Raw genomic sequence first — 22,532 nt, 5'->3', positions numbered from 1 at the left:
AAACAAAGTTTTTGAGATTTTTGGTATATGATTTGAATACGCAATATAAATAATAACTAAACTTTAATAAGAAATGAAAAAAATACTTCTCTTTTTATTCCTGGGCGCTGTAGGGTTTACTGCTTATAGCTGTGATAATAGTGATGATGTTGTAGTTCAAGGTCAGGATAATGATACATATTCAACGGCTTATGATATTATCCCGAAATTTAATAAACAAGATAGCTATGTATATCATTTTGATGATGCATTTAAAAGTCCTTTGCTTGAATCTGACGTAGTCCTTATTTATTTGCAAACGGGTCTTACAAACAATAATTCTCCAATTTGGAAATTACTTACCTATACAGAATATCCTAATAATGGTGCTGATAAAGTTGAATATTCATATGACTTCAGTAAGTTTGATATCGGAATTGATGTGAGATCTACTAATGGAGTTAACTTGGATAATAACCCAGTATATTACACGAACAAAAAATTCAGAGTAGTAATTGTTCCTGCAAAAACAGGTACCTCTAAAAGTGCTGTTGCCAACGCAGTTGATTATTCAGACTACAATAGTGTAATTAAGTATTACAATATTGACGAGTCTAAAATCACGACTAAATAATTTAGAAATATCTTTTCAGTTTTTTATAATTAAAAAAGCCTCGGGAGAAATTCTCTCGGGGCTTTTGATATTTTAAATTGATTAACATCCTCCTCTAAAACCACACGGAAGGCTAGGGTCTGGAGTAGTAACTCTTGGAGGTACAACATGGGTTGGATCAAATGGTTTTTTTATTATTTTTACGTTTCTAATGTCAATTTTATAAGCACTCTCAGGGACATGGTTGGCAGGTCTTTCACCTGATTGTTCGGGTAAATAGTATATGATAAGGCTATTCTTAGGTACTAATGTGGAAAAATAATATGTATAAGTTTTGTCTTCATTAGACCAATGAGTTGTTTTTTCAGTCTTTTGTTTTTTATAATAATTAGCAGAATTGATTTTGTTTGCAACATTAGGTCTTTCCGCACATGGGTCGTTTCCGAGTATTAGTGGTGAATCTGATAATTCTAATGCTAATGTAGGGCTGGCTTCACTTCTATCAATTTCATATTCGTCATCGTTATAATTGTGTGTGTCGTGTTGAGTAGTATATATATAATCTTCTAAATTAGTAGTTACAATAATTTCATAAGTTTGATTTGGTTCAAAATACTGTTCTATTGAGATTGCATTTGAAATAGGATCATCTACTAGAGTTGTACCTCCTCTTGTTGAACTAACGGTCTTACTACGGTTTTCTGCATTTAACATAACACCATGCCAATACCAATAACCGGAATAAGCTTCAACCCGACGGGGTTTTCCATAACCTCTGATTGAATATCCGTTTTGTTGTATTGGATTCGGTCCGTAACATTTTGTTGATGTAAAATAAGTTCCTTGAGGACCTACTAAATCTTTAAAAGAGCAACCTCCATTTTCATTTATAACTCCAGTAGTAAAAGATAAGTCCATTATAACTGATTCGGCAGCATTCTTAGCTAACATATTTTTAGATATTAATGAAAGCTCAGTAGTATTTTTAGGAAGTGAGTTTTCATCTTGAGAATAAAGTATATCATTGCTATTTGCACAGGCAATGAAAAAAAGTGAAGAAATAACGAATAATGTTTTTTTCATAATTGAATAATTTTCCATGCAAAAATAAATTAATTTTTAAAAAAAATACACTAACTAGTGAAATGTTATTTAATTAAGAGATTTGTGTTAATTTAAATAATTAAAAAGCTCCAAAAAACATATATTTTTTGGAGCTTTTTAATGTTAGCTTTATAAAATTAATTATCATTGTCATCCAGTAGATGTCCAAAGAAATCTTTTTTTGTTTGCAGATATCCTTTGCTTATTTCGTTTGCAGGAATCTGTAGCGGTACTCTTGAATTAAGATGAATATTGCTGTCTACCACATATTTTACCTTTTCAGGATTATTGGTCAGAAGGTTGATATCTTTTACATCCAGCAGATTAAGGATTTCAATGGCTACGCCAAAGTTTCTGTCATCTGCAGGAAGTCCCAGTTCAAGATTGGCTTGTACGGTGTCTAGCCCTTTTTCCTGTAGAGAATATGCCTTCAGCTTGTTGATGATCCCGATGTTTCTCCCTTCCTGGCGAAGGTAGATGATAATTCCACCGTTTTCATGGATATATTTCATTGCAGCATCCAATTGTTGGCCGCATTCACATTTTTTTGAATGGAAAACTTCTCCAGTAATACATTCTGAATGGAAGCGAACATTAACAGGTTTTGAAAAATCTGTATTTTCAGCAACAATGGCCATATGAGGCATCCAGTCGTTTGCGTTTTCGGAGAAAGCTATCATTCGGAAAGTACCGTGCTCTGTAGGAACATTGGCTTCCGCCTGAATTTTAATCATTGATAGTTCAATTGGTTTTTAACTTCCTGGCAAAGCATCTTCAATAACAGAGATATTGGTTTTTAAACGAACCAGATATCTGTTGAGAACTTCATCGTCATCTCTGTCAAGATTCTGTCTTAGCTTTTGAATTTTTTTGTATGATTTTTCGAAGCTTTTAAGGGCTCTGCTCTTACCGGCAGAATTACTGGCATCAATAGCATATAAATAATTCTGAAGACTGTATTTCAAACTGGTAACCTCATCGTTCAACCCATTATTTTTAAACTTGGGAAAAGTGGAGATCATATTTGAAATTTCAGAAGCATTTACATTTTCTTTAATATTGATATTAAAATTCTTCTTTGAGCCTCTGTCGGAATCAGAACCTTTGGTATCACTATAAAAATTATTTGACAACGGGGAAAGATTTAGCTTTTCCGTTGCGCAGGAAGATGTTAATATGATAAGTACTCCAAGAAAAATTAGTCGTTTCATTTCTGTTGCCCTTTTTGATAAAGGATTGGGTTAAGACTTTCATCGTTATACATTTTCATTTGTTTGTATACTTTCATCTTAACGTTACCGTTCTCAATATCAGCAAGCAACTGATTTATAGAAGTAGACAGATCCTCTTTCTGAGTAAGCAGAACATCCAGTTTAGCCTGGCAGTTGTTTCTGTGTTCTTCAGAAGCAGATTCTCTATTCGCTTCTAACGACATATGATAAACCTTTAATGCAAGAATTGATAATCTGTCTACTGCCCAAGCGGGAGTTTCTGTATTTATTTTTGCTTCAGATTTAGGAGTTATATTTTCAAACTTAGTAAGGAACCAGCCGTCAATATATTCTACCAGATCAGTTCTTTTCTGATTGGAAGCGTCTATTGTTCTCTTGAGTTGAAGAGCTTCAGCCGGATCAATATTTTCATCTCTAATTATATCTTCCAGATGCCATTGAACGGTATCAATCCAGTTCTTTGCATACAAAATCCGTTCCAAACTATTTTTTTCGAACGGGTTATTAATTAGAGTGTTAACATCATCAGACACGTGATAGTCTTCAATAGCCTGATTGAAGACTTTCCATGCAGTCTCAGTAAATTTCATTAATTCTAAGGAATTTTAGTTGCTTGGAGAATTATTATCGTTCGACGTTGGTTTTTTTTCAGAACCTGGCTTGTCTTCTTCTTTTACTGCATCTTTAAATTCCTTGATTCCTGAACCTACTCCTCTCATTAATTCCGGAATTTTCTTTCCTCCAAAAAGCAACACTAAAAGTATTGCTACGATAAGGATATGTTGCCAAGATAAGGCAAGTATTGTTAGTGTATTCATCTCTTAAAATTTTTGCAAAGTTACACTTTTTTTAATATGAAATCCAACCTAATGGATCAACTGGTGTACTTCCGTTCCATACTTGGAAATCAAGTGTATAAGCGCCATCAAAATCCTGGGCTATAGTACCGATTGCTGTTCCTGATGAAACCTGCTGTCCTTTGGACACATTAGCATTGGATAAGTTGGAATAAATAGTAAAATACCCTCCGTGTTTGATAATAACGGTTTTGGTACCGTCACTGCTTGCTACCACCGAAGATACAGTTCCCGGGAATACAGATTTAGCACGTGTACCTGAAGGTACAGAAATTTTAATACCGGTGTTATCTTCAGAAATATTTTTGAAAACCGGGTGCTGCTGTCTTCCGAAACGGTGTGTGATTTGTCCGGCTCTGTCTGCAGGATAACCAAGTCTTCCTCTGTTGTCTGCAAAGCTGTTTCCGGTAGCGGTAGAAACTCCGTAGCTTGTCATTGCTTTTGTTTCAGCAGCTTTTTTCTCTTCTTCTTTTCTCTTCGTAAGGGCTGCTTCTGCGGCTCTTGCTGCTGTCAATTTATCTGCAGCTTCTTTAGCTCTTGCATTGGCTTCGTCTGAGGCTTTTTTGGCAGCTATTCTTCTGGACTCATCTCTTGCATTAGCTTCTGCCTTGGCAGCATCTTCACTACGTTTTCTTTCTTCTTCGGCTCTCTTCGCCGCCAGATCTGCAGCTCTCTTAGCTTCTGCTTCTGCAAGTCTTCTTTCTCTTTCAAGGGCTTCTGCTCTTGCTTTAGCTTCCGCTTCAATTCTTGCTTTTTCTCTTTCAGCAGCTATTTTTGCCAAACGTATTTTTTCTGCTTCTGCTTTTCTTCTTGCTTCCTCTTCTGCTTTAGCAATTCTGATTTCCTCAGCAATAATAGCTCTGATCTGCCCTTCCAATGCTTTAGACTGAACTTGTTTTTGCTTAAGTTCAGCTGTTAGTTTAGATTCGTTTTTCTTGAAATCAGTTACCAATTGCTCTTTTTGAGCTCTTTCAGCATTGATCGTCGCTAAATCCTTCTGTTGGTTTACCAGAAGGTTTGCTTTCTCTTTTACAGAGTTTTGTCTTTGTGCAATTGTTTTCTTGATCAGGTTGGCCGCATTTGTAATTTCAGCAGCTTTTTTATCCTGGTAATCTGAATATTGTTTCAGGTACTGTACTCTACGTATACCTTCCCCCAGATTTTTGGCAGAAAGAATAAAAGTTACTTTGTTCTGTACTCCTTTATTTTTATAAGCATTCACCAAAACCTCAGCATAGTTTTTTCTCAATACAGCCAGTTCTTTATTCTGACGGTTGATTTCCAGCTGACGTAAATAGATATCATCCTCAATGAATCTTTTTTCTTTCTGGGTATTATTATAAACCTTCTCTCTTAAAACCAACTTTTGGTTCACACTGGAAAGATAGGCTATAGAAAGCTTAGATTCACTTCTGGTTTTGGCTAAATCGGAATTTATTTGTGCAATTTGTTTTTTAAGTTCGGCATTCTGCTTCTGCAGCTGTTCTTTGTTCTGCTGTCCCTGGTGCAGTCCAAACATCAAAACACCTATTAAAAAGCTAAATTTTTTAATCATTTAATCTCAATTTTCTTATAACTGGATGGTACAGAATAAGGTGTTTCCATCCTCGAAAAGTCAAATTTCGTGTTTTCCATTAAAATCTGACTAGATTTTGAGCCTTTTATAATTATTTTAACATTTTTTGGAAGACGGATTCCTTCGTATTCATTCCAGTCACTATAAGAAACATCAAGTTCGTCTGAAGACAAAATATCTTTTAAGTTTACGGACAATAAATCGTAATTGGTATCGTATTGAAGTGCAATTTTATACTCTCTGTTTTTTTCGTCCGTTGTAATTTTCTGATTGATATTGGAAACCATTTTAAATCCTTGTGCATTCTGCGTAAGATCAAATTGTCTGTCATTTATTTTAACAAAAGTCCTTCCTAGCAGGATTTTCTCCAAAGATTTATAATCAATGAAATTAACGTTCAGTAAATTATTAAGATAATCAAAGTCGGAATCTATATAGGTTTTATTGATCTTATCCTGACCTTTTATTCCTTCAGGAGTAGCAATACCTCGGGCCGCATTGATGAATAATGCTCTGAGATTCATCCATACCTTTTTATCATTTTCAATATAGACAGTAGCATCCAGAGTAGGAACATAACTTCCTGTTTCTACACGAACTTTACTGTCGATTTTGATTTGCTCAAATTTGGGTGGAATCAATACATGTTCGTAAAAAGTGAGTTTGTCTCTCACCGGCTGGTTTACATCTTTTGGATCTCCATTGTCTTTATCTACTGTTGTAGCAATACTGTCCCGTGTCTGATCTGTATCATTTTGAACTTTGGTACGGGTTTTACAGGATGATAAGGCAAGAAGCAATAAAAGAAGGGGAATCCAATTTTTCATGTATTTATCTTTAATTAAAAAATACGGTGCAATATTAACGCCAAACCACACAAAACATTTTGTGTGGCCTGATGATATCTTGTTAAGTTAAATAATTTCTATTCTTTTATTTAGATAGAAAATCTAAAACGGAATAGTCTCCCAAAGAAATTTCTCTGGCCACTCCGAAATATTGTGCAGAATTACCGATCATAGAATTAGAAAGGTTTCCATGATTTATTCTGGTGTTTTCCTGAATCAGAGAGTTTTCAATATTAGAATTAACAACCGTTGTATTGTTTCCTAATGAAACTCCAGGTCCTACTTTTGAATTGGAGATTTTCACATTTTCACCAATAAAACATGGCTGAATGATCAAAGAATTTTCAATCACAGCAGAAGCAGGGTGATTCATCATTTCCTCTCTTTCATATTCAAGGATTTTGCTGTTGGTTTCTACCGTGGCATTTTTGTTACCACAGTCCATCCAGTCGTTTACTTTTCCAAGGGTAAACTTGGCACCTTTAGCTCTAAGGTTTTCAAGTGCTGTTGTCAATTGATACTCACCTCCGTTTTTAATATCATTGTCCATGATATAGTTGATCTCTTCCATCAGTTTTTCAGCACTGTTGAAATAATAAATACCGATGATGGCAAGATCTGAAACATAAGTAGTAGGTTTTTCAACAAAATCTGTAATAAAACCGTAGTTGTCTAATTTTACAACTCCGAAAGCAGATGGATCTTCCACGCTTTTTACCCAGATCACTCCATCAGAATTTTTGTCTAATTGGAAGTCTGCACGGAAAAGGGTATCTGCAAAAGCAATAACGATGTCTCCCTGCATAGATTGCTCAGCACATTTGATGGCATGAGCGGTACCAAGAGGGTCGTTCTGATAATATATGCTTCCTTTTGCTCCCAGCTTTTCAGCAATCTGAATAAGGGATCTTTCGATCTCAGGGCCAAAATCTCCGATGATAAAGGCTACCTCTTCAATATTTTCTCCTGCAACTTTAGCAATATCTTCCACCAATCTCTGTACGATAGGTTTTCCTGCAATAGGAATAAGCGGTTTTGGAACTGTCAGTGTATGGGGACGTAATCTGGAACCACGTCCAGCCATAGGAACAATAATTTTCATAAATTATATAAAAAATTTTATAGTTATTTTAATAATTTGGTTAAAGATAATAATTAAAACCTTTGTTGGGATATGATTTATATCTTTTTAATATTTGAATAGGTTTGTTTACTATCAAAATAAAGACCAAAGTTTAATTCTTTCTGATTCTCGATAAAATCAAGTCTTTTTCGGAATAAATCAAAATTCCTGTAAAGATCAAGAATAGTATATTACTTGTTAAAATGTTATAGTTGAGATATTTTACAATGATAAAGCTAAAGATCCCAAGTAATATAAGGAAGAAGGACATTTTCTTCATTCTGTAAGGAATGGGATAATATTTCTGGCCCAGCAGATAAGATACAATCATCATAATAACGTAGGCTCCGAATGTAGCCCACGCAGAACCGATCATGCTGTGGTAATAGTTTAAGGCTAAAAGGTTGAGGGTAATGTTTATTCCTGCTCCAAGCCATGAAATAACAGTACCTACACTGGTTCTGTCCGTTACTTTATACCAGGTGGAAAAGTTATAATATATTCCGAAGCAGAGATTGGCAATAACAATAATCGGGATGATATCTATAGCGATCCAGTAAGATTTGTTGGGAATGAAAACGTCTTTCAACCAAGAGATATTGGCAATGATTCCTAAAGCGACAGCGCAGGCAAAAAAGGAAAAGTATTCTGCTACTTTGGCATAAGTCTTTTTAGCATCACCTTTATCCATTTGTTTAAAAAAGAAAGGTTCAATACCCATTCGGTATGCGGTAACAAATAAGGTCATTAGTACAGCCAGTTTATAGCAGCCGCCATAAGCCCCGGCTTCTTCGTCTGAAATATGATTTCTCTGAATGGACTTATCAAAGTTTTCATTGACCATAAAAGCCAGACCTGCCAGCATGAGCGGAAACGAATACTTAATCATACGCCCGAACAAAGAGGTCACAAACTGAAATCTTACTTTTAATATAATAGGGAACAGCAATAGAACCCCCAGAGCACTTCCCGCCAGATTACTGAAGAACGGATAGTCTACATTTTGGTCCAATCCAAAACTTTTGGATATACTTTCCGGAATCCAGAAGAATAATGCCGCTGTAAAAACAGCCTGAAATATAGCCTGAACAACTCTTACTGCGGAGTATTTGATGGGTTTATTATGAAAACGAAGCCAAGCAAATGGGATCACTAATAAATTGTCAAAAAAACCAATTAAAGCAAACCATCTGATATATTCCGGGTTATCATGATAGCCTAAATAATCTGCAATAGGCTGATTGAATAAATAACATAATGCAAGGAAAATAGTTGAGGTTGAAAATAAAAACCAGAACGAAGTATTGAAGGTCTTTTTCTCATTATTCTCTTCAGCAGAAAACCGGAAATACGCCGTTTCAAAACCGAAAGAAAGTATAATATTAACAAACGAAATCCATGCGTAAAGCTGGGTGAAAATCGCAAAACCTTCATTGGGAATTTTATAAATCAAAAGTGGATTCAGGATGAATAAAATAATTCTGGGTGCTATAGCTCCCGCTCCATAGATGATTGTCTGCCCTAATAGTTTCTTATACAAAGTCGAAATTTTTTACAAATGTAAAACTTTAAGCATTCGTTTGGTGATTTTGGGGTGAATTAAAACATAAAATCTTAATTTTACGGGGAAATAAATTGAAATGAAAGTTCTTATAAAAAATGTAAATATCGTCAACGAAGGAAAAGTCTTTGAAAGCGATATCTTAATAGAAAGTGACTTAATCTCCAGAATAGCTGCGGACATTTCTGAAGATGCAGATCAGATCATTGATGGTTCGGGAAAATATCTTCTTCCGGGAGTCATTGACGATCAGGTGCATTTTCGTGATCCGGGACTTACCCATAAAGGAGATATTGAAAGTGAATCAAGAGCTGCTATTGCAGGTGGAGTAACCAGCTTTATAGATCAGCCTAACACAGTTCCTAATGCTGTTACCCAGGAACTCCTAGCGGACAAATACGAGCTTGCTTCCCAAAAAGCTTATGCCAACTATGGCTTTATGATGGGAGGAACGAATGATAATCTGGAGGAGGTTTTAAAAACAAATCCGAGAAATGTTCCCGGGATTAAATTATTCTTAGGTTCATCTACAGGAAATATGCTGGTAGATAATCCGGAAACACTGGAAAATATTTTCAGCAATACCCAAATGCTGATTGCTGTTCACTGTGAAGATGAAGCTACAATCAGAGCCAATACTCAAAAATATATGGATGAATATGGGGATGATATTCCTGTGAAATTCCATCACTTGATCAGAAGCGAAGAAGCATGTTATAAATCTTCATCTAAAGCTATTGAGCTTGCGAAAAAAACAGGAGCCAGACTTCACGTTTTCCATCTTTCAACTGCAAAGGAAATGGAACTTTTCAGAAATGATATTCCTTTAAAAGATAAAAAGATCACTGCTGAGGTGTGTGTGCACCACCTGACTTTTACCAATGAGGATTATGAAACAAAAGGCGGACTTATCAAATGGAATCCGGCTGTAAAAACTCAAAAGGATAAAGATGCCCTGTGGGAAGCATTGCTGGATGACAGAATTGATGTGATTGCTACAGACCATGCTCCGCATACTGCAGAAGAAAAAAATAATGTGTATACAAAATGTCCTTCAGGGGCACCTTTGGTACAACATTCATTGGTTGTGATGCTGGAAAACTATAAAAACGGCAAGATATCTCTTGAAAAAATTGTTGAAAAAATGTCTCATAATCCTGCCATCCTTTTCAAAGTTGAAAAAAGAGGTTTTGTGAGAGAAGGATATAAAGCAGATTTGGTTTTAGTTGATCTGAATGAAGACTGGACGGTTTCCAAAGATAATTTACTGTACAAATGTGGTTGGAGTCCTTTGGAAGGAATGAACTTCCACTCTAAAGTTACCCATACTTTTGTCAACGGACATCTGGTGTATGATAATGGTATTATTGCTGAGGAGAAATTTGGAGAGAGATTGCTTTTTGAACCAAGGGATTAATCAGAAATTATTAATATAATTCAATAGAAGCGGGCTTTAGCCCGCTCTTTTTATTTTAATCTTTCATTGGCTTTAGCCAAAACTTATTCTTAGCTCTCGCAGATGTAGGAGATTACGCAGATTTTTTTACCCAATCATCTGCTCAATCCGCAAAATCTGCGAGAATATCTTATCTTTTCGCTTTATTCCCCATATAAAAAGTAAGCTTTCCACCATTCATAATGTCAGAATGCTTCAATGTGAAATTCCTGATTTCCTTTCCATTCAAAAGAACCTTTTGGACATATACATTTTTCGGACTTTGATTAATGGCTTCAATTTCAAAAGTTTTCCCGTTTTCCAGATTCAATACAGCGTTATCAATGGCAGGGCTTCCAATAGAATAATCTTCAGAGCCGGGAGCTACAGGATAAAAACCTAATGAACTTAGGATATACCATGCACTCATTTGCCCCGCATCATCATTTCCTCCCAATCCGTCTGGTGTTGCTTTGTATTGCATTTCCAGAATACGGCGGATTTGTGCCTGTGCTTTCCATGGCTGTCCTGCCCAGTTATAGAAATAAGCAACATGGTGGGCGGGTTCATTTCCGTGAACATATCCGCCAATAATTCCTTCGCGGGTAATATCTTCAGTGTCTGCGAAAAACTCATCAGGTAAATGCATGGTGAATAACTCGTCAAGTTTTGATGCAAACTTCTTTTTTCCACCCATCATTGTGATCAGTTCATCCGGATTTTGCGGAACAAAGAAACTGTAGTTCCATGAATTTCCTTCAATAAAGCCTTGTCCGTGAGTACTTAATACATCAAAATCCTTTTTAAAGCTTCCATCTGCCAGACGTGGACGCATAAAACCGATTGTAGGATCAAAATTATTTTTCCAGTTTTCAGATCGTTTGATAAACTGATTGTAAATTTCTGTTTTGTTCAGATGTTTTGCCAGTTGAGCAATCGCCCAGTCATCATAGGCGTATTCCAGCGTATTGGAAACTGAAGTTCCATTTTTTTCTGCCGGAATATATCCAAGATCAATATATTGCCCGATGCCTTCATAATTTCTTTTGTTGGCGGTTTCTATGCACGCTTTTAAGGCTTCTTCAGGATCACCATCATAATTTCCTTTAATAATCGCATCGGCAACTACACTTACACTGTGATATCCGCTCATACACCAGTTGTCGTTGGCATAATGTGACCAGATAGGTAGCATTTTCATAGAAAACTGATTATAATGAGCCATCATGGATTTTACCATATCGCCATTTCTTTTAGGCTGGATGATATTAAAGAAAGGATGTAGTGTACGATAAGTGTCCCAAAACGAAAATGTTGTATAATTGGTAAAACCGTCTGCTTTATGAACATTCTGATCCAGGCCTTTATATTCTCCATTCACATCCATGTAAGTGGTGGGATTAATAAAGGTATGATACATTGCGGTATAAAAATTGGTCTTCTCTGTATCAGAACCTTTGATGACAATTTTGTTTAATTCCTTATTCCAATTGTCCTGAGCTTGAGCTTTAGCCTGATCAAACGTCATATTTCCGGTTTCTTTTTCAAGATTTTCCAAAGCATTGGTCTGGCTTACGGGAGAAATGGCAAGCTTTACTTCAATCGCTTCATTTTCGGTGGTGTCAAAATCGAAGAACATTTTCAGATTCTTTCCTGCAATCTCCGGGAAATTCTGATTTTGGTCGAATTTTCTCCAGAATCCTTTATAAACCTGCTTCTCATCATAGTTTTTCTGACCATAAGATTTAAAAGGTTTTGAAAACTTCATCGCAAAATAAACAGTTCTGGTTCTCGCCCAACCGTTGGTCTGGCGATAGCCTGTGATGGTATTTCCGTTTTCTACACGCATATAGGTCCATACATTTTTTCCGTCGTAATTATAAATACCAGCCATCAGATCCAGAATAATATGAGACTGGTCAGACTTTGGAAAAGTATAGCGGTGAATTCCTACTCTTGGTGTTGCCGTCAGCTCTGCCAGAATATTATGGTCATCCAGTTTTACTTTGTAATATCCGGCTTCTGCTATTTCGTTTTGATGAGAAAATCTGCTTCTGTATCCATTTTCAGGGTTGGAAGCTGTTCCGGGATTCAGTTGAAGTTTTCCAACAGTGGGCATGATCAGAAAATCTCCGAGATCAGAATGCCCCGTTCCACTGAAGTGAGTAGAACTGAATCCTACAATGGTTTTATCTTCATAGCGGTAACCTGCACAGTATTTATAAACTTCGCCGTTATATTTTCCGTTAAGTTCATAAGAAATGGTGTCTGTCTCAGGGCTTAGCTGTACCGCACCAAAGGGAACTGTAGCTCCGGGATAAGTATGGCCCATCTTTTCGGTACCAATCAGCGGATTGACGTACTGTATTAGTTTTTCAAATTTTTGGGCATGAAAATGTGCACTTAAAAATACTAGAGAAAGAAAAACAATAGGTTTGTGATTTTTCATTAATGACAATTTTTCAAAGTTTAAAATTAATTAAAATCATCATTTGCTGTTGTGTTTTAGATCAATTCGGGCACTATTTATTCTTTTTCAGAAAAACGAAAACCTATTCCGTGCAGGTTTTCTATTAAAACATTCCGTTCTTCGGCAAGTACCTTCCGCAACCGGGAAATAAATACATCAAGACTTCGCCCCATAAAATAGTCATCATCACCCCAGATTGCCTTCAGAATGTCCTGTCTTTTGACAACCAGATTTTTGTGACAGATAAAATACAAAAGCAGGTCAGATTCTCTTTGGGTAAGAGTAATGCTGTTTTCTATGCCTTGGAGCGTATAGTTTTTGGGGTCAAAATCATACTTTCCGACTTTGTATTTTAGAGGAGAAGGATCTGCTTTCTTGGTGCGTTTCAGGAAGACTTCAATTTTCAGCATAAGTTCCTCAATACTGAATGGTTTTACCAGATAATCATCTGCCCCAATTTTTAACCCTTTGATTCTGTCTTCTTTAAGAGCTTTTGCAGAAATAAAAATAATAGGGATTTCAGAATTTTTACTGCGGATCTGCTCGGCAACTTCAAATCCGTTCATGCCGGGCATCATAATATCCAGCAGACAAATATCAAAATTTTGGCTGTTAAATGCTTCCAATGCAGATTCACCATCAGAATAACAGCTGATATCATAATAACTTTCCAGGCTGTCTTCCACCAGAAAAGCTATTGTTTTGTCATCTTCGGCATATAAAATTTTAGATTTCTCCATACTTATACATGATTAGTTGAAAACGGAAAAAACAGGGTAGTCGTAATTCCTTTGTCTTCATTATTTTCCACAGAAATTTTCCAGTGATGCTGCTGAACTACTTTTTTTACATAAAATAATCCCAACCCAAAACCATTCACTTCTTCACTTCTTTTGGTGTGTACCCTGTAAAATTTTTCAAAAATATGAGGAATATTTTTAGCAGGAATCCCCATTCCGTTGTCTTTAAACTTTAAATATAAGCCTTTTGAATCTTTATAGGCTGAAATTTTAATCACAGGTTTTGTTTCACAATACTTGATGGAATTATCCAAAAGGTTATAAATGATGTTGGTAAAGTGAAATTCATCAGCCATTACTGAAGAACTGTTTTCAATATCAATTTCGATGCTGAGGTCTTTATTTTTGTGCTGTATACTGTCTGCAATCTCCTGGATAAAAGGGAGCAGCAGGATTTTTTGAGATTTTAATGAAAGACCTGCCGCATCGTTCTTCGCAATATTCAATATTTTCTCAATATGATTGTTGAGCTTGTGGCTTTGATTGATGATAATAGAGGTATAGGTCTGCAGTTTTGAGTTTTCCATCACCATTTCCTGTTTATTGAGTGCTTCAGATGCTAAAAGTATCGATGATAAAGGAGTTTTAAACTCATGAGTCATATTGTTGATGAAATCACGCTGCAGCTCCGAAAACTTCTTCTGCTGAATAATGGTATAAATAGAATAAACATATACCAGAAGAATGATGATAAGGGCAAATGTAAGAAGATACCAGAATCTTAATGAGCTGATCAGATAAGTGGTTTTATCAGGGAAACGTATAGAAAAGTAATAGATCAGATTTTTGTGTTTTGGAAAATTGATCACTTTATTGCTGGGACTTTCCTGGTGTGAAGTCATATACTTTCCGTAAACCATTTTATCACTGTGACAGTTATATAAGGCATATACGTAATCTGTATTGATCTGAAAACGGGTAAATTCTGTTTTCAGATAGTATTCCAGAACGACGGGATGAAATTCATTATTAATATTAACTACATAATAGTCATTGGCAATATTCTGTACGGGGTTTTCAGTATAGGAAGTTTTGCCTCCGGACAATTTCTCCGCAACTTCCATTAAGGCTATATTTACCTTTTGATTAAATTTCTTATCTTCAAGATTATAAGCCTGGCGGGTCCACATCAGCTGAGCTATTAAAATTCCGATAATAGCCACGAACCCCAGCGTTATTATAATATTGAGTTTTTTTATTTTCATTTCCTGAAACAATATTATCCAAAAATATCTATTTATCTTTTATTATTAACAACTCATTAACAAATGTTAGATAGCGGTTAACAAGTTGTAATCATGGTCTGCTTTACATTTGTTATATCGAAAAAATAATTAGTTTCTAACTATTAAAATGTATACTCATGAAAAAATTAAAAATCACAGCTCTTTTAGCCATTTTGGCATTCTCTCCTTTTTATGCTAATGTACTTTCTACAGACGCTCCATCTATTATGAAAATGGTAGCTGATGCTATTAAATGGAAATCAGAATCTATAGATGTGGGAAATATTCCTCAGGGAAAACCAAAATTGATCAGATTTGAATTTACCAACACAAGTTCAAAACCTATCATTATTCAAAATGTAGCTCCTTCATGTGGATGTACTACAGCTGATTATACAAAAACGCCTATCCAACCAGGAAAAAAAGGATTTGTAGAGGCTAGCTATAATGCAGCAGCAAGTGGTCCTTTTATGAAGACTGTAAATGTTACAACAAGTGACAGCAAAACTCCTAAAACACTTTCATTCAAAGGAGTGGTTACAGCTTAATAGATTGTTTTTTTAAGATAAAAATAGCCTGATAATTGTTATCAGGCTATTTTCTTTTTTGAATAGTTTGATCTATTTTAAGAATAATATCAGGAATAACTATTTGTAGCATTATTTATCAATTTATTTTAAGGGATTGCATTTCAATATTTGTTATTTTTAAGAAAAAATATTTTATGAGTCTATATACACAACCTATGCTGCGCGAAGGTGCACTAAAAGATAAAGTAGCGATTGTAACAGGAGGCGGAAGCGGTCTTGGAAAAGCGATGACCAAATACTTTCTTGAACTGGGCGCCAAAGTAGTGATTACTTCCAGAAATCTGGAAAAACTACAGACAACAGCTAAGGAACTGGAAGATGAAACAGGAGGTAAAGTACTGTGTGTGGCTTGCGATGTAAGAAATTGGGATGAAGTGGAAGCAATGAAAGAAGCTACCTTAAAAGAATTCGGTAAAATTGATATTTTATTAAACAATGCCGCCGGAAATTTTATTTCTCCAACGGAAAAACTGACTCACTCTGCTTTTGACTCTATTCTGGATATCGTTTTAAAAGGAACAAAAAACTGTACCCTTTCTATAGGAAAACACTGGATAGATTCTAAAACTCCGGGAACTGTACTGAATATTGTAACAACATACGCATGGACAGGTTCTGCCTATGTAGTGCCATCAGCTTGTGCAAAAGCCGGAGTTTTGGCGATGACCAGATCTTTGGCGGTAGAATGGGCAAAATACGGAATCCGTTTCAATGCGATTGCTCCAGGGCCTTTCCCTACAAAAGGAGCTTGGGACAGACTTCTTCCGGGAGACCTTCAGGAGAAATTTGATATGAAGAAAAAAGTTCCGTTGAGAAGAGTAGGAGAACATCAGGAGCTTGCCAATCTTGCGGCTTACTTGGTTTCAGATTATTCGGCGTATATGAATGGGGAAGTGGTAACAATTGATGGTGGAGAATGGCTTCAGGGAGCAGGAGAATTTAATATGCTTGAAGCAATTCCTCAAGAAATGTGGGATGCTTTGGAAGCAATGATTAAAGCAAAAAAATCAAATTAAATTAAACTTATATTAAAAAAACTCCCGGATGTGTAACAAATCCGGGAGTTTTTTTTACCTATACAGTAAAATAATACTTTTCACATGAATTTTAAACTTCCAACCCTTGTTTCCACTGTTGCAGTGATCCTGTTTTCAGGTTCTGTACACGCACAGGAATCCCCCAAATATGATTATGTAGAAGCATTTAAGCCGTTTTTCTATCCGCAGACAGGTACGGCAACCCGTTCTGCAAGCGGACAGCCGGGACATGCTTATTGGCAGAATTCAGCAGACTATCATTTGAATGTCAGCTTGAATGAAGATAAAAAAGAGATTACCGGTACAGCACAGATTACCTATACCAACAACAGCCCGGATAAATTAGGTTTCCTTTGGCTGCAGCTGGATCAGAATCTGTTTGCAAAAGATTCCAGAGGAAACGGTGTAGTTCCGCTTTCGGGAAGCAGAAATGGAGCTCATGGCGAAGAATTTAATGGCGGATATAAGATTAAATCAGTAAAGCTTGATGGAAAAAGAGAAGTAAAATATACCATTACTGATACAAGAATGCAGATTGATCTTCCAAAGGAACTGAAAGCCAATGGAGGAGTTGCCAAAATAGAAATTGAATATTCTTTTGTTTCTCCTGACTACGGTTCAGACAGAATGGGGATTCAGGATACCAAAAACGGTAAAATATTTACCATGGCACAATGGTATCCGAGAATGTGTGTGTATGATGATGTATTGGGATGGAATACTCTTCCATATCTTGGAGCGTCAGAGTTTTATTTAGAATATGGGAATATTACAGCGAATATCACAGTTCCGGCCAATCATTATGTGGTAGCATCCGGAGAACTTCTGAATGAAAAAGAAGTATACAGCAAAGAAGAAATCAACAGATGGAATGAAGCAAGAAACAGTGATAAAACAGTAATGATTCATCCTGAATCTGAAATCGGTAAAAACAAAGCTTCTGGTACAAAAACTTGGAAATTTAAAATTACACAGGCCAGAGATTTTGCCTGGGCGTCTTCTGCCGGATTTATTTTAGATGCTGCTAAAATTAATCTGCCTAGCGGAAAGAAATCCTTAGCTATCTCGGCTTATCCTGCTGAAAGTGCCGGAGAGAAAGCTTGGGGAAGATCTACAGAATATACCAAAGCAGCCATAGAGCATTATTCAAAGAAATGGTATGAGTATACCTATCCGGCTGCCACCAATGTAGCAGGAAATGAAGGCGGAATGGAATATCCAGGAATTGTGTTCTGTCATATGGATTCTAAAGGAGAAGATCTTTGGGGCGTTACAGACCACGAGTTTGGACACAACTGGTTCCCAATGATCGTAGGATCTAATGAAAGACTTTTCGCATGGATGGATGAAGGATTTAATACATTCATCAACGGACTTTCAACCGAAGCTTTCAATAAAGGCGAATATTATCGTAAACCGAATCTGGCAAGATCAGGACCTTATCTGTTGACAGACAGCCTGGAACCTGTAATGGTAGGACCGGATAATATGAAAGAAAGAAGTATCGGAGCTTTGGCTTACTATAAACCGGGAACAGGCTTGGATGTTTTGAGAGAAACGATTCTCGGACCTGAAAAATTTGATAAAGCATTCAGAACCTATATAGACCGATGGGCTTTTAAACATCCTACACCATGGGATTTCTTCCATACAATGGAAAATGTTTCCGGAGAAGAACTGAACTGGTTCTGGAGAGGATGGTTCTTTAACAAATGGAAAATTGACCAGGCTGTTAAAAATGTAAAATACATTAACGGAGACTTTAAAAACGGAGTTCAGATCACTGTTGAAAATATTGGACAGCTGCCGATGCCTACAACAGTTCAACTGAAATTCAAAGATGGAACGGCACAAACGGTGAATATCCCTGTGGAAGTCTGGAAAAGAAATACGGAATGGGCATTCAAAATAGATTCTAACAAGGAAATAGATGAGGTGAAGCTGGATCCGAATTCTGTTGTCCCTGATGTCAATCTGGAAAACAATAGCAAAAAACCTTCATAGAGATATTGGATTTATATCTGGTAATTTAGATGTAACGCAAAGATCTGATATCCGATGTTTAATTTTTTAAGGGAGCAAAGATGGAATCAATGGAATTGATTCTTGCTAAGCGTAAGCATATTCATGTAGCTTAATCAGCATTTCTTAGCCTATTTAAAAATTAAGAAGATTCACTATAACCTTTGCGTTTATGACAGATAAACAGCAGCAAAATATACCTGTTACAAAAGCCTGAGCTTACAACCGTAAGTTCAGGCTTTTTATTTTAGGGTGTTTTTCCGGTTCAGGTGAAGGGGTTCTCCTGCAATGTTTTGGTGGCCAGTGATATAATTTTGTCCTACAATATTAATCAAAAACAAAAAACATGGAAACATTAAAATCAGTGCTTGAAGCAAGCCACGCCAAAAAAACAAAAAATGAGTTAATTGATCTCTTATCGGGAGTAGAAAAAGTGCTTACCCCTGCAGTTTATGAAAAGGTATCAGGAATCGAGATTTCGGAATTAAGTTCACTGACCAATAAGGAACTTCTAAACATCGTAGAAGATTTCAAAAATAATTATGATGCAAAATGGGAAAAATCCTTTTCCGGAGTTTCTTCAGAGATTATGAAGCTTATTGCCGGTAAAATGGCTGCTGATGAAGAGATCTTCAGAACTTCAGATGCTGCCAGTGCAGATTTTGCGGCAGAATTAGGAAGTATAGATTTTGCTACCATCATTGGCGGACCGTTGGATGCTTGTGTAAAAGCACAGTCTAATGCCTCTATTGCCACCGTTAATTTCATAAATGAAGTAGGGTTTGAGCTTACAGATCCGGCCAATGCTGCCAGTCCTAAAAAACTGAGAATGGCAGAATTCAAATACAAAAAAAATATTCCGAATCCGGATTTTAAAGAAGATGAGCCGGTAAGTGCTACCAATCCTAAAACGATTCCGAATGATGTAGAAATTTCAGTGCCTTTTATTGCATTGCTGAATGTTCCAAGCTTCAGAATTGAAACCTGTGAAGTAGACTTCAATGTTAAACTTAATTCTACTTACACGAAAGACGTAAGTGACGAATTTGGTATCAATGCCGGAGTTTCCGGAGGATGGGGACCTGTAAAATTCAAAGTGGATGTATCTTATAAAAGAACTTCCAGCACAGGAATCAAAGTGGAAAAAGAATATTCTTTGGGTGTAAAAGTACGTGCAACCAATGACGAAATGCCTGCCGGACTTGAAAAAGTGCTTGGACTTCTTTCACAATAATATATTTTACGAAAGATGATAAAACTATCAGATTACCTGGATTATCTCAACAACGAGATAATTCAGGCTCGTAAAAAAGCAGACGAAAATGCAGTTCTTATTGCCAAAGAATATGCCCGTCATGAATACCTTAAATATTTCAAGGTTCCACGATATGCGCTGCCCAGTGTAAAGATGGACATTCCGATCAAGATTACGGATATAGATTCAGACACCAAATATAATTTTAAACTGAATCAGGATCAGTTTGTGACTGAAATAAATGAGAGAATCCGTCTGGTAAATAAAGAAAAAAGACTGAATATTCCTGAAATCAGTAAAAGACAACTCCAGACCGAAGAGTTCAAAACGTTGTTCAGTACACTGGAAAAAAATGATCAGAAATTCGGTAAGCTTCCTGCCAATGAAGTGCTTAAACTAGATCTCAGAAAGAAAGTTCAGGTTCTTAATTCCGGAATCTTTAGACCTCAGGATGGAACTACAGAAGAAGAAACCGATGAGCTGAAAGAAATCTTTTCAAAGGTTCTGCTGAATAAATATACATTGGTTAATGCCAAACTGAACAGCATTTATATTGATCCCAACACAAGTGCAGCAGAAGATAAAGACAAACTATTCATCAACCTTCATGTGGAAATGGAGGAAGAAGGAATCAGGATTGTGTCATACAAAGATAAAGACGGTAATGAAATAGAACAGATAACTTTTGAGTAATGCAGGAACTTATTCACTTTACGGTACAGAAAATCAAAGAACTGCTGGAGCATTTCAATGAAGTTCAGGCTTTGTACCTGTCCAAATCATTTGATTTTGATGCCCGGCTTGATGTATTTCTCAATGAAGTTCTGGAATATTTCCGTACCAAAGGAAACACCAGCCACGAATCTGAAGTTTTAAAGATTATGAATATGATTTCCACCGTTAAAAGAGGTTTTAATCCTATTAAAATGGAGAAAATAATAACAGGAAGACGAGAACTTCTCGGAGGATTTTCATTCAATGGCATGGAAAGTATGTATGATATTCTGATGGAAATATATACTAAGGAAAATAAAAAGCTTGACGATGCGGAAGAACTTATTTCAGGAATCATTGTCTCATTATATCAGAATGGTATTCTGGATGATGAAAAGCTGAAAGACATGAATTCTGTTCCTAAAATTGAACGTTTTTGGACTTCACTGGTTGAGCAGAATACAGCCATGTCAGGAATTAATAAAAAGCTCAGACTGACCATTATTCCAGAAGATATTTTCCTTATTCTGGAAAAAGTATTTCTGAAATTAATTTAAAAAAAGATCATTATGGAAACCGGAAGATATATTGTTTTGCTGCAGGATCAGCAGAAAAATGCACTCAAAAAAATAGAGAAAGAGCTGGAAGTGAATATTACTTCTTCAGAACTGCTCTCCAAAGAAAACCGTTCCTATGAAATTATTGATCAGGACAACGGTGTGCTTTACAAAAATCTGGGCATTCTTGTGGTGGACAATATGGATGAAGATCAATTGAAAAGTGCCGTGAAAAATGAATCTAACTCTATTGTTTATTACGAAAAAGAAAGAGAATTTTTCCCTGCAGATGAATTACAGCTGATCAAAGAACTTAAAAAGCAATCTGCCGGACTCGCAGAAAAAATTTCAGAACTTGAACAATATATCACCAGTAAGCCTTTACCTCAAAAATCATTCGTTGAATTGGAATGGGGATTACAAGCTATTGGGCTGGAAAAAACCAACTATACAGGAAAAGGTATTGATATTTGCATTCTGGATACAGGGCTTGAAACTTCCCATCCTGATTTTTCCTCTGAAGAAATTGAAGGCAAATCTTTCATAGACGGTGAAGACTGGAACCGGGATCCCAACGGACATGGTACGCACTGCGCGGGAGTGGCTACAGGAAATATCAGAAGTGATAACGGAAAACGCTATGGAATTGCCAGAGATTGTAATCTGAAGATTGCAAAAGTACTCGCGGATAACGGAAGAGGAACTACCAGCAGCGTGATTGATGCGATAGACTGGGCGATCACGAAAAAATTCAGAATATTATCTCTTTCACTGGCATCTCCGGTGAAACTTGATGATCAGCCTTCCGTCCTTTTTGAAACCATTGGAGAAAGAGCACTGGAAAACAACTGTCTTATTATAGCAGCTGCGGGAAATGACAGCAACAGGCCGCAGATTCCACAACCCGTTTCAATGCCGGCCAATTCAAAATCAATTATGGCGGTAGGAGCTATTGACAGTCAAATGAAGATAGCCAGATTTTCAAACGCAGGAATCAATCCGTCTACAGGAGGAAATATCAATGTCTGTGCTCCCGGAGTGGATATTATCAGTGCTTACCCAAAAAATGCAAAGAACAAATCTAACCTGTATTACAGTATGAGTGGTACAAGCATGGCAGCACCGCATGTTTCCGGGCTTGCTGCTTTGTATATGGAACAGTTTCCCGACAAATCAGCAAAAGAGATCTGGGAACTGATTGAAAAGAAGGCAAGGCCTATTGAAGGCATAAAATACAGAGATATTGGTAACGGTTTAATACAGGTATACTTATGATCACTTATCTCGCAGTTTTAAAGAAAGATATAAATTTTAAAAAGCTTGAATCGCTTCTCAAAAGTAAAGGCATAAAACTGGTCTCTCACTACAAAACCATAGGAGTTGTAAAGCTTGAAAGCCCGCAGCCGGTTTCGGAAGCTGAACTTCAGGAGTATTTTATATCCATAGAAGAAGAAAAAGATAATTTAACAATATAATCACATCAATAAAGCTTTTCTGTCACAGAGAAGTTTTATTTTTGTCTCTTACTGATAA

At 36.4% G+C, this 22,532-nt stretch carries 22 protein-coding genes; 10 read left to right on the top strand and 12 right to left on the bottom strand.

Annotated features, from left to right (window positions below; genetic code table 11):
• Positions 1-73 precede the first annotated feature (73 nt).
• Complete coding sequence (locus OL225_RS21870; protein WP_264519590.1) at positions 74-613, top strand: hypothetical protein; 540 nt, start codon at positions 74-76, stop codon at positions 611-613.
• A gap of 81 nt (positions 614-694) precedes the next feature.
• Here OL225_RS21870 and OL225_RS21865 read toward each other — a convergent pair whose 3' ends face one another.
• The 9 genes from OL225_RS21865 to OL225_RS21825 all read right to left on the bottom strand — a co-directional run bounded on the left by OL225_RS21865 (position 695) and on the right by OL225_RS21825 (position 8,872).
• A complete protein-coding gene (locus OL225_RS21865) occupies positions 695-1,675 on the bottom strand; it encodes a hypothetical protein (RefSeq protein WP_264519589.1) in 981 nt (326 codons plus the stop codon).
• Between the two features lie 158 nt (positions 1,676-1,833).
• A complete protein-coding gene (ribA, locus tag OL225_RS21860; RefSeq protein ID WP_047373998.1) occupies positions 1,834-2,430 on the bottom strand; it encodes a GTP cyclohydrolase II in 597 nt (198 codons plus the stop codon).
• An 18-nt stretch (positions 2,431-2,448) separates the two neighbouring features.
• Positions 2,449-2,907: a hypothetical protein gene (locus tag OL225_RS21855; protein ID WP_047373996.1), complete on the bottom strand. Its 459-nt coding sequence runs from the start codon at positions 2,905-2,907 to the stop codon at positions 2,449-2,451.
• Entirely contained in the window at positions 2,904-3,518 is a 615-nt protein-coding gene (locus tag OL225_RS21850) for a DUF4254 domain-containing protein (RefSeq protein ID WP_047373995.1), read from the bottom strand. The genes OL225_RS21855 and OL225_RS21850 overlap by 4 nt, the downstream gene beginning before the upstream one ends.
• Positions 3,519-3,533: 15 nt before the next feature.
• Positions 3,534-3,746 carry a twin-arginine translocase TatA/TatE family subunit gene (locus OL225_RS21845; RefSeq protein ID WP_047373994.1) on the bottom strand — a complete coding sequence of 71 codons (213 nt, stop codon included), beginning with the start codon at positions 3,744-3,746 and terminating at the stop codon, positions 3,534-3,536.
• 31 nt (positions 3,747-3,777) lie between these two features.
• A complete protein-coding gene (locus tag OL225_RS21840) occupies positions 3,778-5,340 on the bottom strand; it encodes a peptidoglycan DD-metalloendopeptidase family protein (protein ID WP_047373993.1) in 1,563 nt (520 codons plus the stop codon).
• On the bottom strand, positions 5,337-6,188 hold the full coding sequence (locus tag OL225_RS21835; RefSeq protein WP_047373991.1) for a DUF4292 domain-containing protein: 852 nt from the start codon (positions 6,186-6,188) through the stop codon (positions 5,337-5,339). The genes OL225_RS21840 and OL225_RS21835 overlap by 4 nt, the downstream gene beginning before the upstream one ends.
• A 106-nt stretch (positions 6,189-6,294) precedes the next feature.
• Complete coding sequence (locus OL225_RS21830) at positions 6,295-7,311, bottom strand: sugar phosphate nucleotidyltransferase (RefSeq protein WP_047373990.1); 1,017 nt, start codon at positions 7,309-7,311, stop codon at positions 6,295-6,297.
• A gap of 133 nt (positions 7,312-7,444) precedes the next feature.
• Positions 7,445-8,872 carry an oligosaccharide flippase family protein gene (locus OL225_RS21825; protein WP_047373989.1) on the bottom strand — a complete coding sequence of 476 codons (1,428 nt, stop codon included), beginning with the start codon at positions 8,870-8,872 and terminating at the stop codon, positions 7,445-7,447.
• Positions 8,873-8,972: 100 nt separating this feature from the next.
• Here OL225_RS21825 and OL225_RS21820 point away from each other — a divergent pair, with 100 nt between their 5' ends.
• Positions 8,973-10,310, top strand: coding sequence for a dihydroorotase (locus OL225_RS21820; protein WP_264519588.1), 1,338 nt, complete (start codon positions 8,973-8,975; stop codon positions 10,308-10,310).
• A 169-nt stretch (positions 10,311-10,479) separates the two neighbouring features.
• Here OL225_RS21820 and OL225_RS21815 read toward each other — a convergent pair whose 3' ends face one another.
• The 3 genes from OL225_RS21815 to OL225_RS21805 all read right to left on the bottom strand — a co-directional run bounded on the left by OL225_RS21815 (position 10,480) and on the right by OL225_RS21805 (position 14,803).
• Positions 10,480-12,777: a GH92 family glycosyl hydrolase gene (locus OL225_RS21815; RefSeq protein WP_264519587.1), complete on the bottom strand. Its 2,298-nt coding sequence runs from the start codon at positions 12,775-12,777 to the stop codon at positions 10,480-10,482.
• A 77-nt stretch (positions 12,778-12,854) separates the two neighbouring features.
• Positions 12,855-13,538, bottom strand: a complete 684-nt coding sequence (locus tag OL225_RS21810) for a response regulator transcription factor (protein ID WP_264519586.1) — start codon at positions 13,536-13,538, stop codon at positions 12,855-12,857.
• Positions 13,539-13,540: 2 nt separating this feature from the next.
• Positions 13,541-14,803, bottom strand: a complete 1,263-nt coding sequence (locus OL225_RS21805) for a sensor histidine kinase (RefSeq protein WP_264519585.1) — start codon at positions 14,801-14,803, stop codon at positions 13,541-13,543.
• A gap of 158 nt (positions 14,804-14,961) precedes the next feature.
• On the opposite strand from OL225_RS21805, the gene OL225_RS21800 reads away from it, so the two are divergent.
• The 8 genes from OL225_RS21800 (at position 14,962) to OL225_RS21765 (ending at position 22,474) form a co-directional block, all read left to right on the top strand.
• On the top strand, positions 14,962-15,372 hold the full coding sequence (locus tag OL225_RS21800; RefSeq protein ID WP_264519584.1) for a DUF1573 domain-containing protein: 411 nt from the start codon (positions 14,962-14,964) through the stop codon (positions 15,370-15,372).
• 176 nt (positions 15,373-15,548) lie between these two features.
• Positions 15,549-16,430 carry an SDR family oxidoreductase gene (locus OL225_RS21795; protein ID WP_047373979.1) on the top strand — a complete coding sequence of 294 codons (882 nt, stop codon included), beginning with the start codon at positions 15,549-15,551 and terminating at the stop codon, positions 16,428-16,430.
• A gap of 84 nt (positions 16,431-16,514) precedes the next feature.
• Positions 16,515-18,455 carry a M1 family metallopeptidase gene (locus OL225_RS21790; protein ID WP_264519583.1) on the top strand — a complete coding sequence of 647 codons (1,941 nt, stop codon included), beginning with the start codon at positions 16,515-16,517 and terminating at the stop codon, positions 18,453-18,455.
• A 364-nt stretch (positions 18,456-18,819) separates the two neighbouring features.
• On the top strand, positions 18,820-19,707 hold the full coding sequence (locus tag OL225_RS21785) for a DUF2589 domain-containing protein (RefSeq protein WP_052184551.1): 888 nt from the start codon (positions 18,820-18,822) through the stop codon (positions 19,705-19,707).
• Between the two features lie 15 nt (positions 19,708-19,722).
• On the top strand, positions 19,723-20,421 hold the full coding sequence (locus OL225_RS21780) for a hypothetical protein (protein ID WP_264519582.1): 699 nt from the start codon (positions 19,723-19,725) through the stop codon (positions 20,419-20,421).
• Positions 20,421-20,999, top strand: coding sequence for a hypothetical protein (locus tag OL225_RS21775; protein ID WP_264519581.1), 579 nt, complete (start codon positions 20,421-20,423; stop codon positions 20,997-20,999). Before OL225_RS21780 ends, OL225_RS21775 begins: the two co-directional genes overlap by 1 nt.
• A 12-nt stretch (positions 21,000-21,011) precedes the next feature.
• Entirely contained in the window at positions 21,012-22,274 is a 1,263-nt protein-coding gene (locus OL225_RS21770) for a S8 family peptidase (protein WP_264519580.1), read from the top strand.
• A complete protein-coding gene (locus OL225_RS21765) occupies positions 22,271-22,474 on the top strand; it encodes a hypothetical protein (protein WP_264519579.1) in 204 nt (67 codons plus the stop codon). Before OL225_RS21770 ends, OL225_RS21765 begins: the two co-directional genes overlap by 4 nt.
• Positions 22,475-22,532: the final 58 nt, after the last annotated feature.

The organism is Chryseobacterium viscerum, from assembly GCF_025949665.1.
GTDB classification, from domain to species: Bacteria; Bacteroidota; Bacteroidia; order Flavobacteriales; family Weeksellaceae; genus Chryseobacterium; species Chryseobacterium viscerum_A.
The sequence above is the reverse complement of the archived record's forward strand: the minus strand, read 5'-3'. Positions and strand labels throughout refer to the sequence as shown.

Bases quoted from the DNA above. Each gene is read 5' to 3' on its own strand.
- OL225_RS21870 (WP_264519590.1), top strand. From the start codon at position 74: ATGAAAAAAATACTTCTCTTTTTATTCCTGGGCGCTGTAGGGTTTACT.
- OL225_RS21865 (WP_264519589.1), bottom strand. From the start codon at position 1,675: ATGAAAAAAACATTATTCGTTATTTCTTCACTTTTTTTCATTGCCTGT.
- ribA (WP_047373998.1), bottom strand. From the start codon at position 2,430: ATGATTAAAATTCAGGCGGAAGCCAATGTTCCTACAGAGCACGGTACT.
- OL225_RS21855 (WP_047373996.1), bottom strand. From the start codon at position 2,907: ATGAAACGACTAATTTTTCTTGGAGTACTTATCATATTAACATCTTCC.
- OL225_RS21850 (WP_047373995.1), bottom strand. From the start codon at position 3,518: ATGAAATTTACTGAGACTGCATGGAAAGTCTTCAATCAGGCTATTGAA.
- OL225_RS21845 (WP_047373994.1), bottom strand. From the start codon at position 3,746: ATGAATACACTAACAATACTTGCCTTATCTTGGCAACATATCCTTATC.
- OL225_RS21840 (WP_047373993.1), bottom strand. From the start codon at position 5,340: ATGATTAAAAAATTTAGCTTTTTAATAGGTGTTTTGATGTTTGGACTG.
- OL225_RS21835 (WP_047373991.1), bottom strand. From the start codon at position 6,188: ATGAAAAATTGGATTCCCCTTCTTTTATTGCTTCTTGCCTTATCATCC.
- OL225_RS21830 (WP_047373990.1), bottom strand. From the start codon at position 7,311: ATGAAAATTATTGTTCCTATGGCTGGACGTGGTTCCAGATTACGTCCC.
- OL225_RS21820 (WP_264519588.1), top strand. From the start codon at position 8,973: ATGAAAGTTCTTATAAAAAATGTAAATATCGTCAACGAAGGAAAAGTC.
- OL225_RS21815 (WP_264519587.1), bottom strand. From the start codon at position 12,777: ATGAAAAATCACAAACCTATTGTTTTTCTTTCTCTAGTATTTTTAAGT.
- OL225_RS21810 (WP_264519586.1), bottom strand. From the start codon at position 13,538: ATGGAGAAATCTAAAATTTTATATGCCGAAGATGACAAAACAATAGCT.
- OL225_RS21805 (WP_264519585.1), bottom strand. From the start codon at position 14,803: ATGAAAATAAAAAAACTCAATATTATAATAACGCTGGGGTTCGTGGCT.
- OL225_RS21800 (WP_264519584.1), top strand. From the start codon at position 14,962: ATGAAAAAATTAAAAATCACAGCTCTTTTAGCCATTTTGGCATTCTCT.
- OL225_RS21795 (WP_047373979.1), top strand. From the start codon at position 15,549: ATGAGTCTATATACACAACCTATGCTGCGCGAAGGTGCACTAAAAGAT.
- OL225_RS21790 (WP_264519583.1), top strand. From the start codon at position 16,515: ATGAATTTTAAACTTCCAACCCTTGTTTCCACTGTTGCAGTGATCCTG.
- OL225_RS21785 (WP_052184551.1), top strand. From the start codon at position 18,820: ATGGAAACATTAAAATCAGTGCTTGAAGCAAGCCACGCCAAAAAAACA.
- OL225_RS21780 (WP_264519582.1), top strand. From the start codon at position 19,723: ATGATAAAACTATCAGATTACCTGGATTATCTCAACAACGAGATAATT.
- OL225_RS21775 (WP_264519581.1), top strand. From the start codon at position 20,421: ATGCAGGAACTTATTCACTTTACGGTACAGAAAATCAAAGAACTGCTG.
- OL225_RS21770 (WP_264519580.1), top strand. From the start codon at position 21,012: ATGGAAACCGGAAGATATATTGTTTTGCTGCAGGATCAGCAGAAAAAT.
- OL225_RS21765 (WP_264519579.1), top strand. From the start codon at position 22,271: ATGATCACTTATCTCGCAGTTTTAAAGAAAGATATAAATTTTAAAAAG.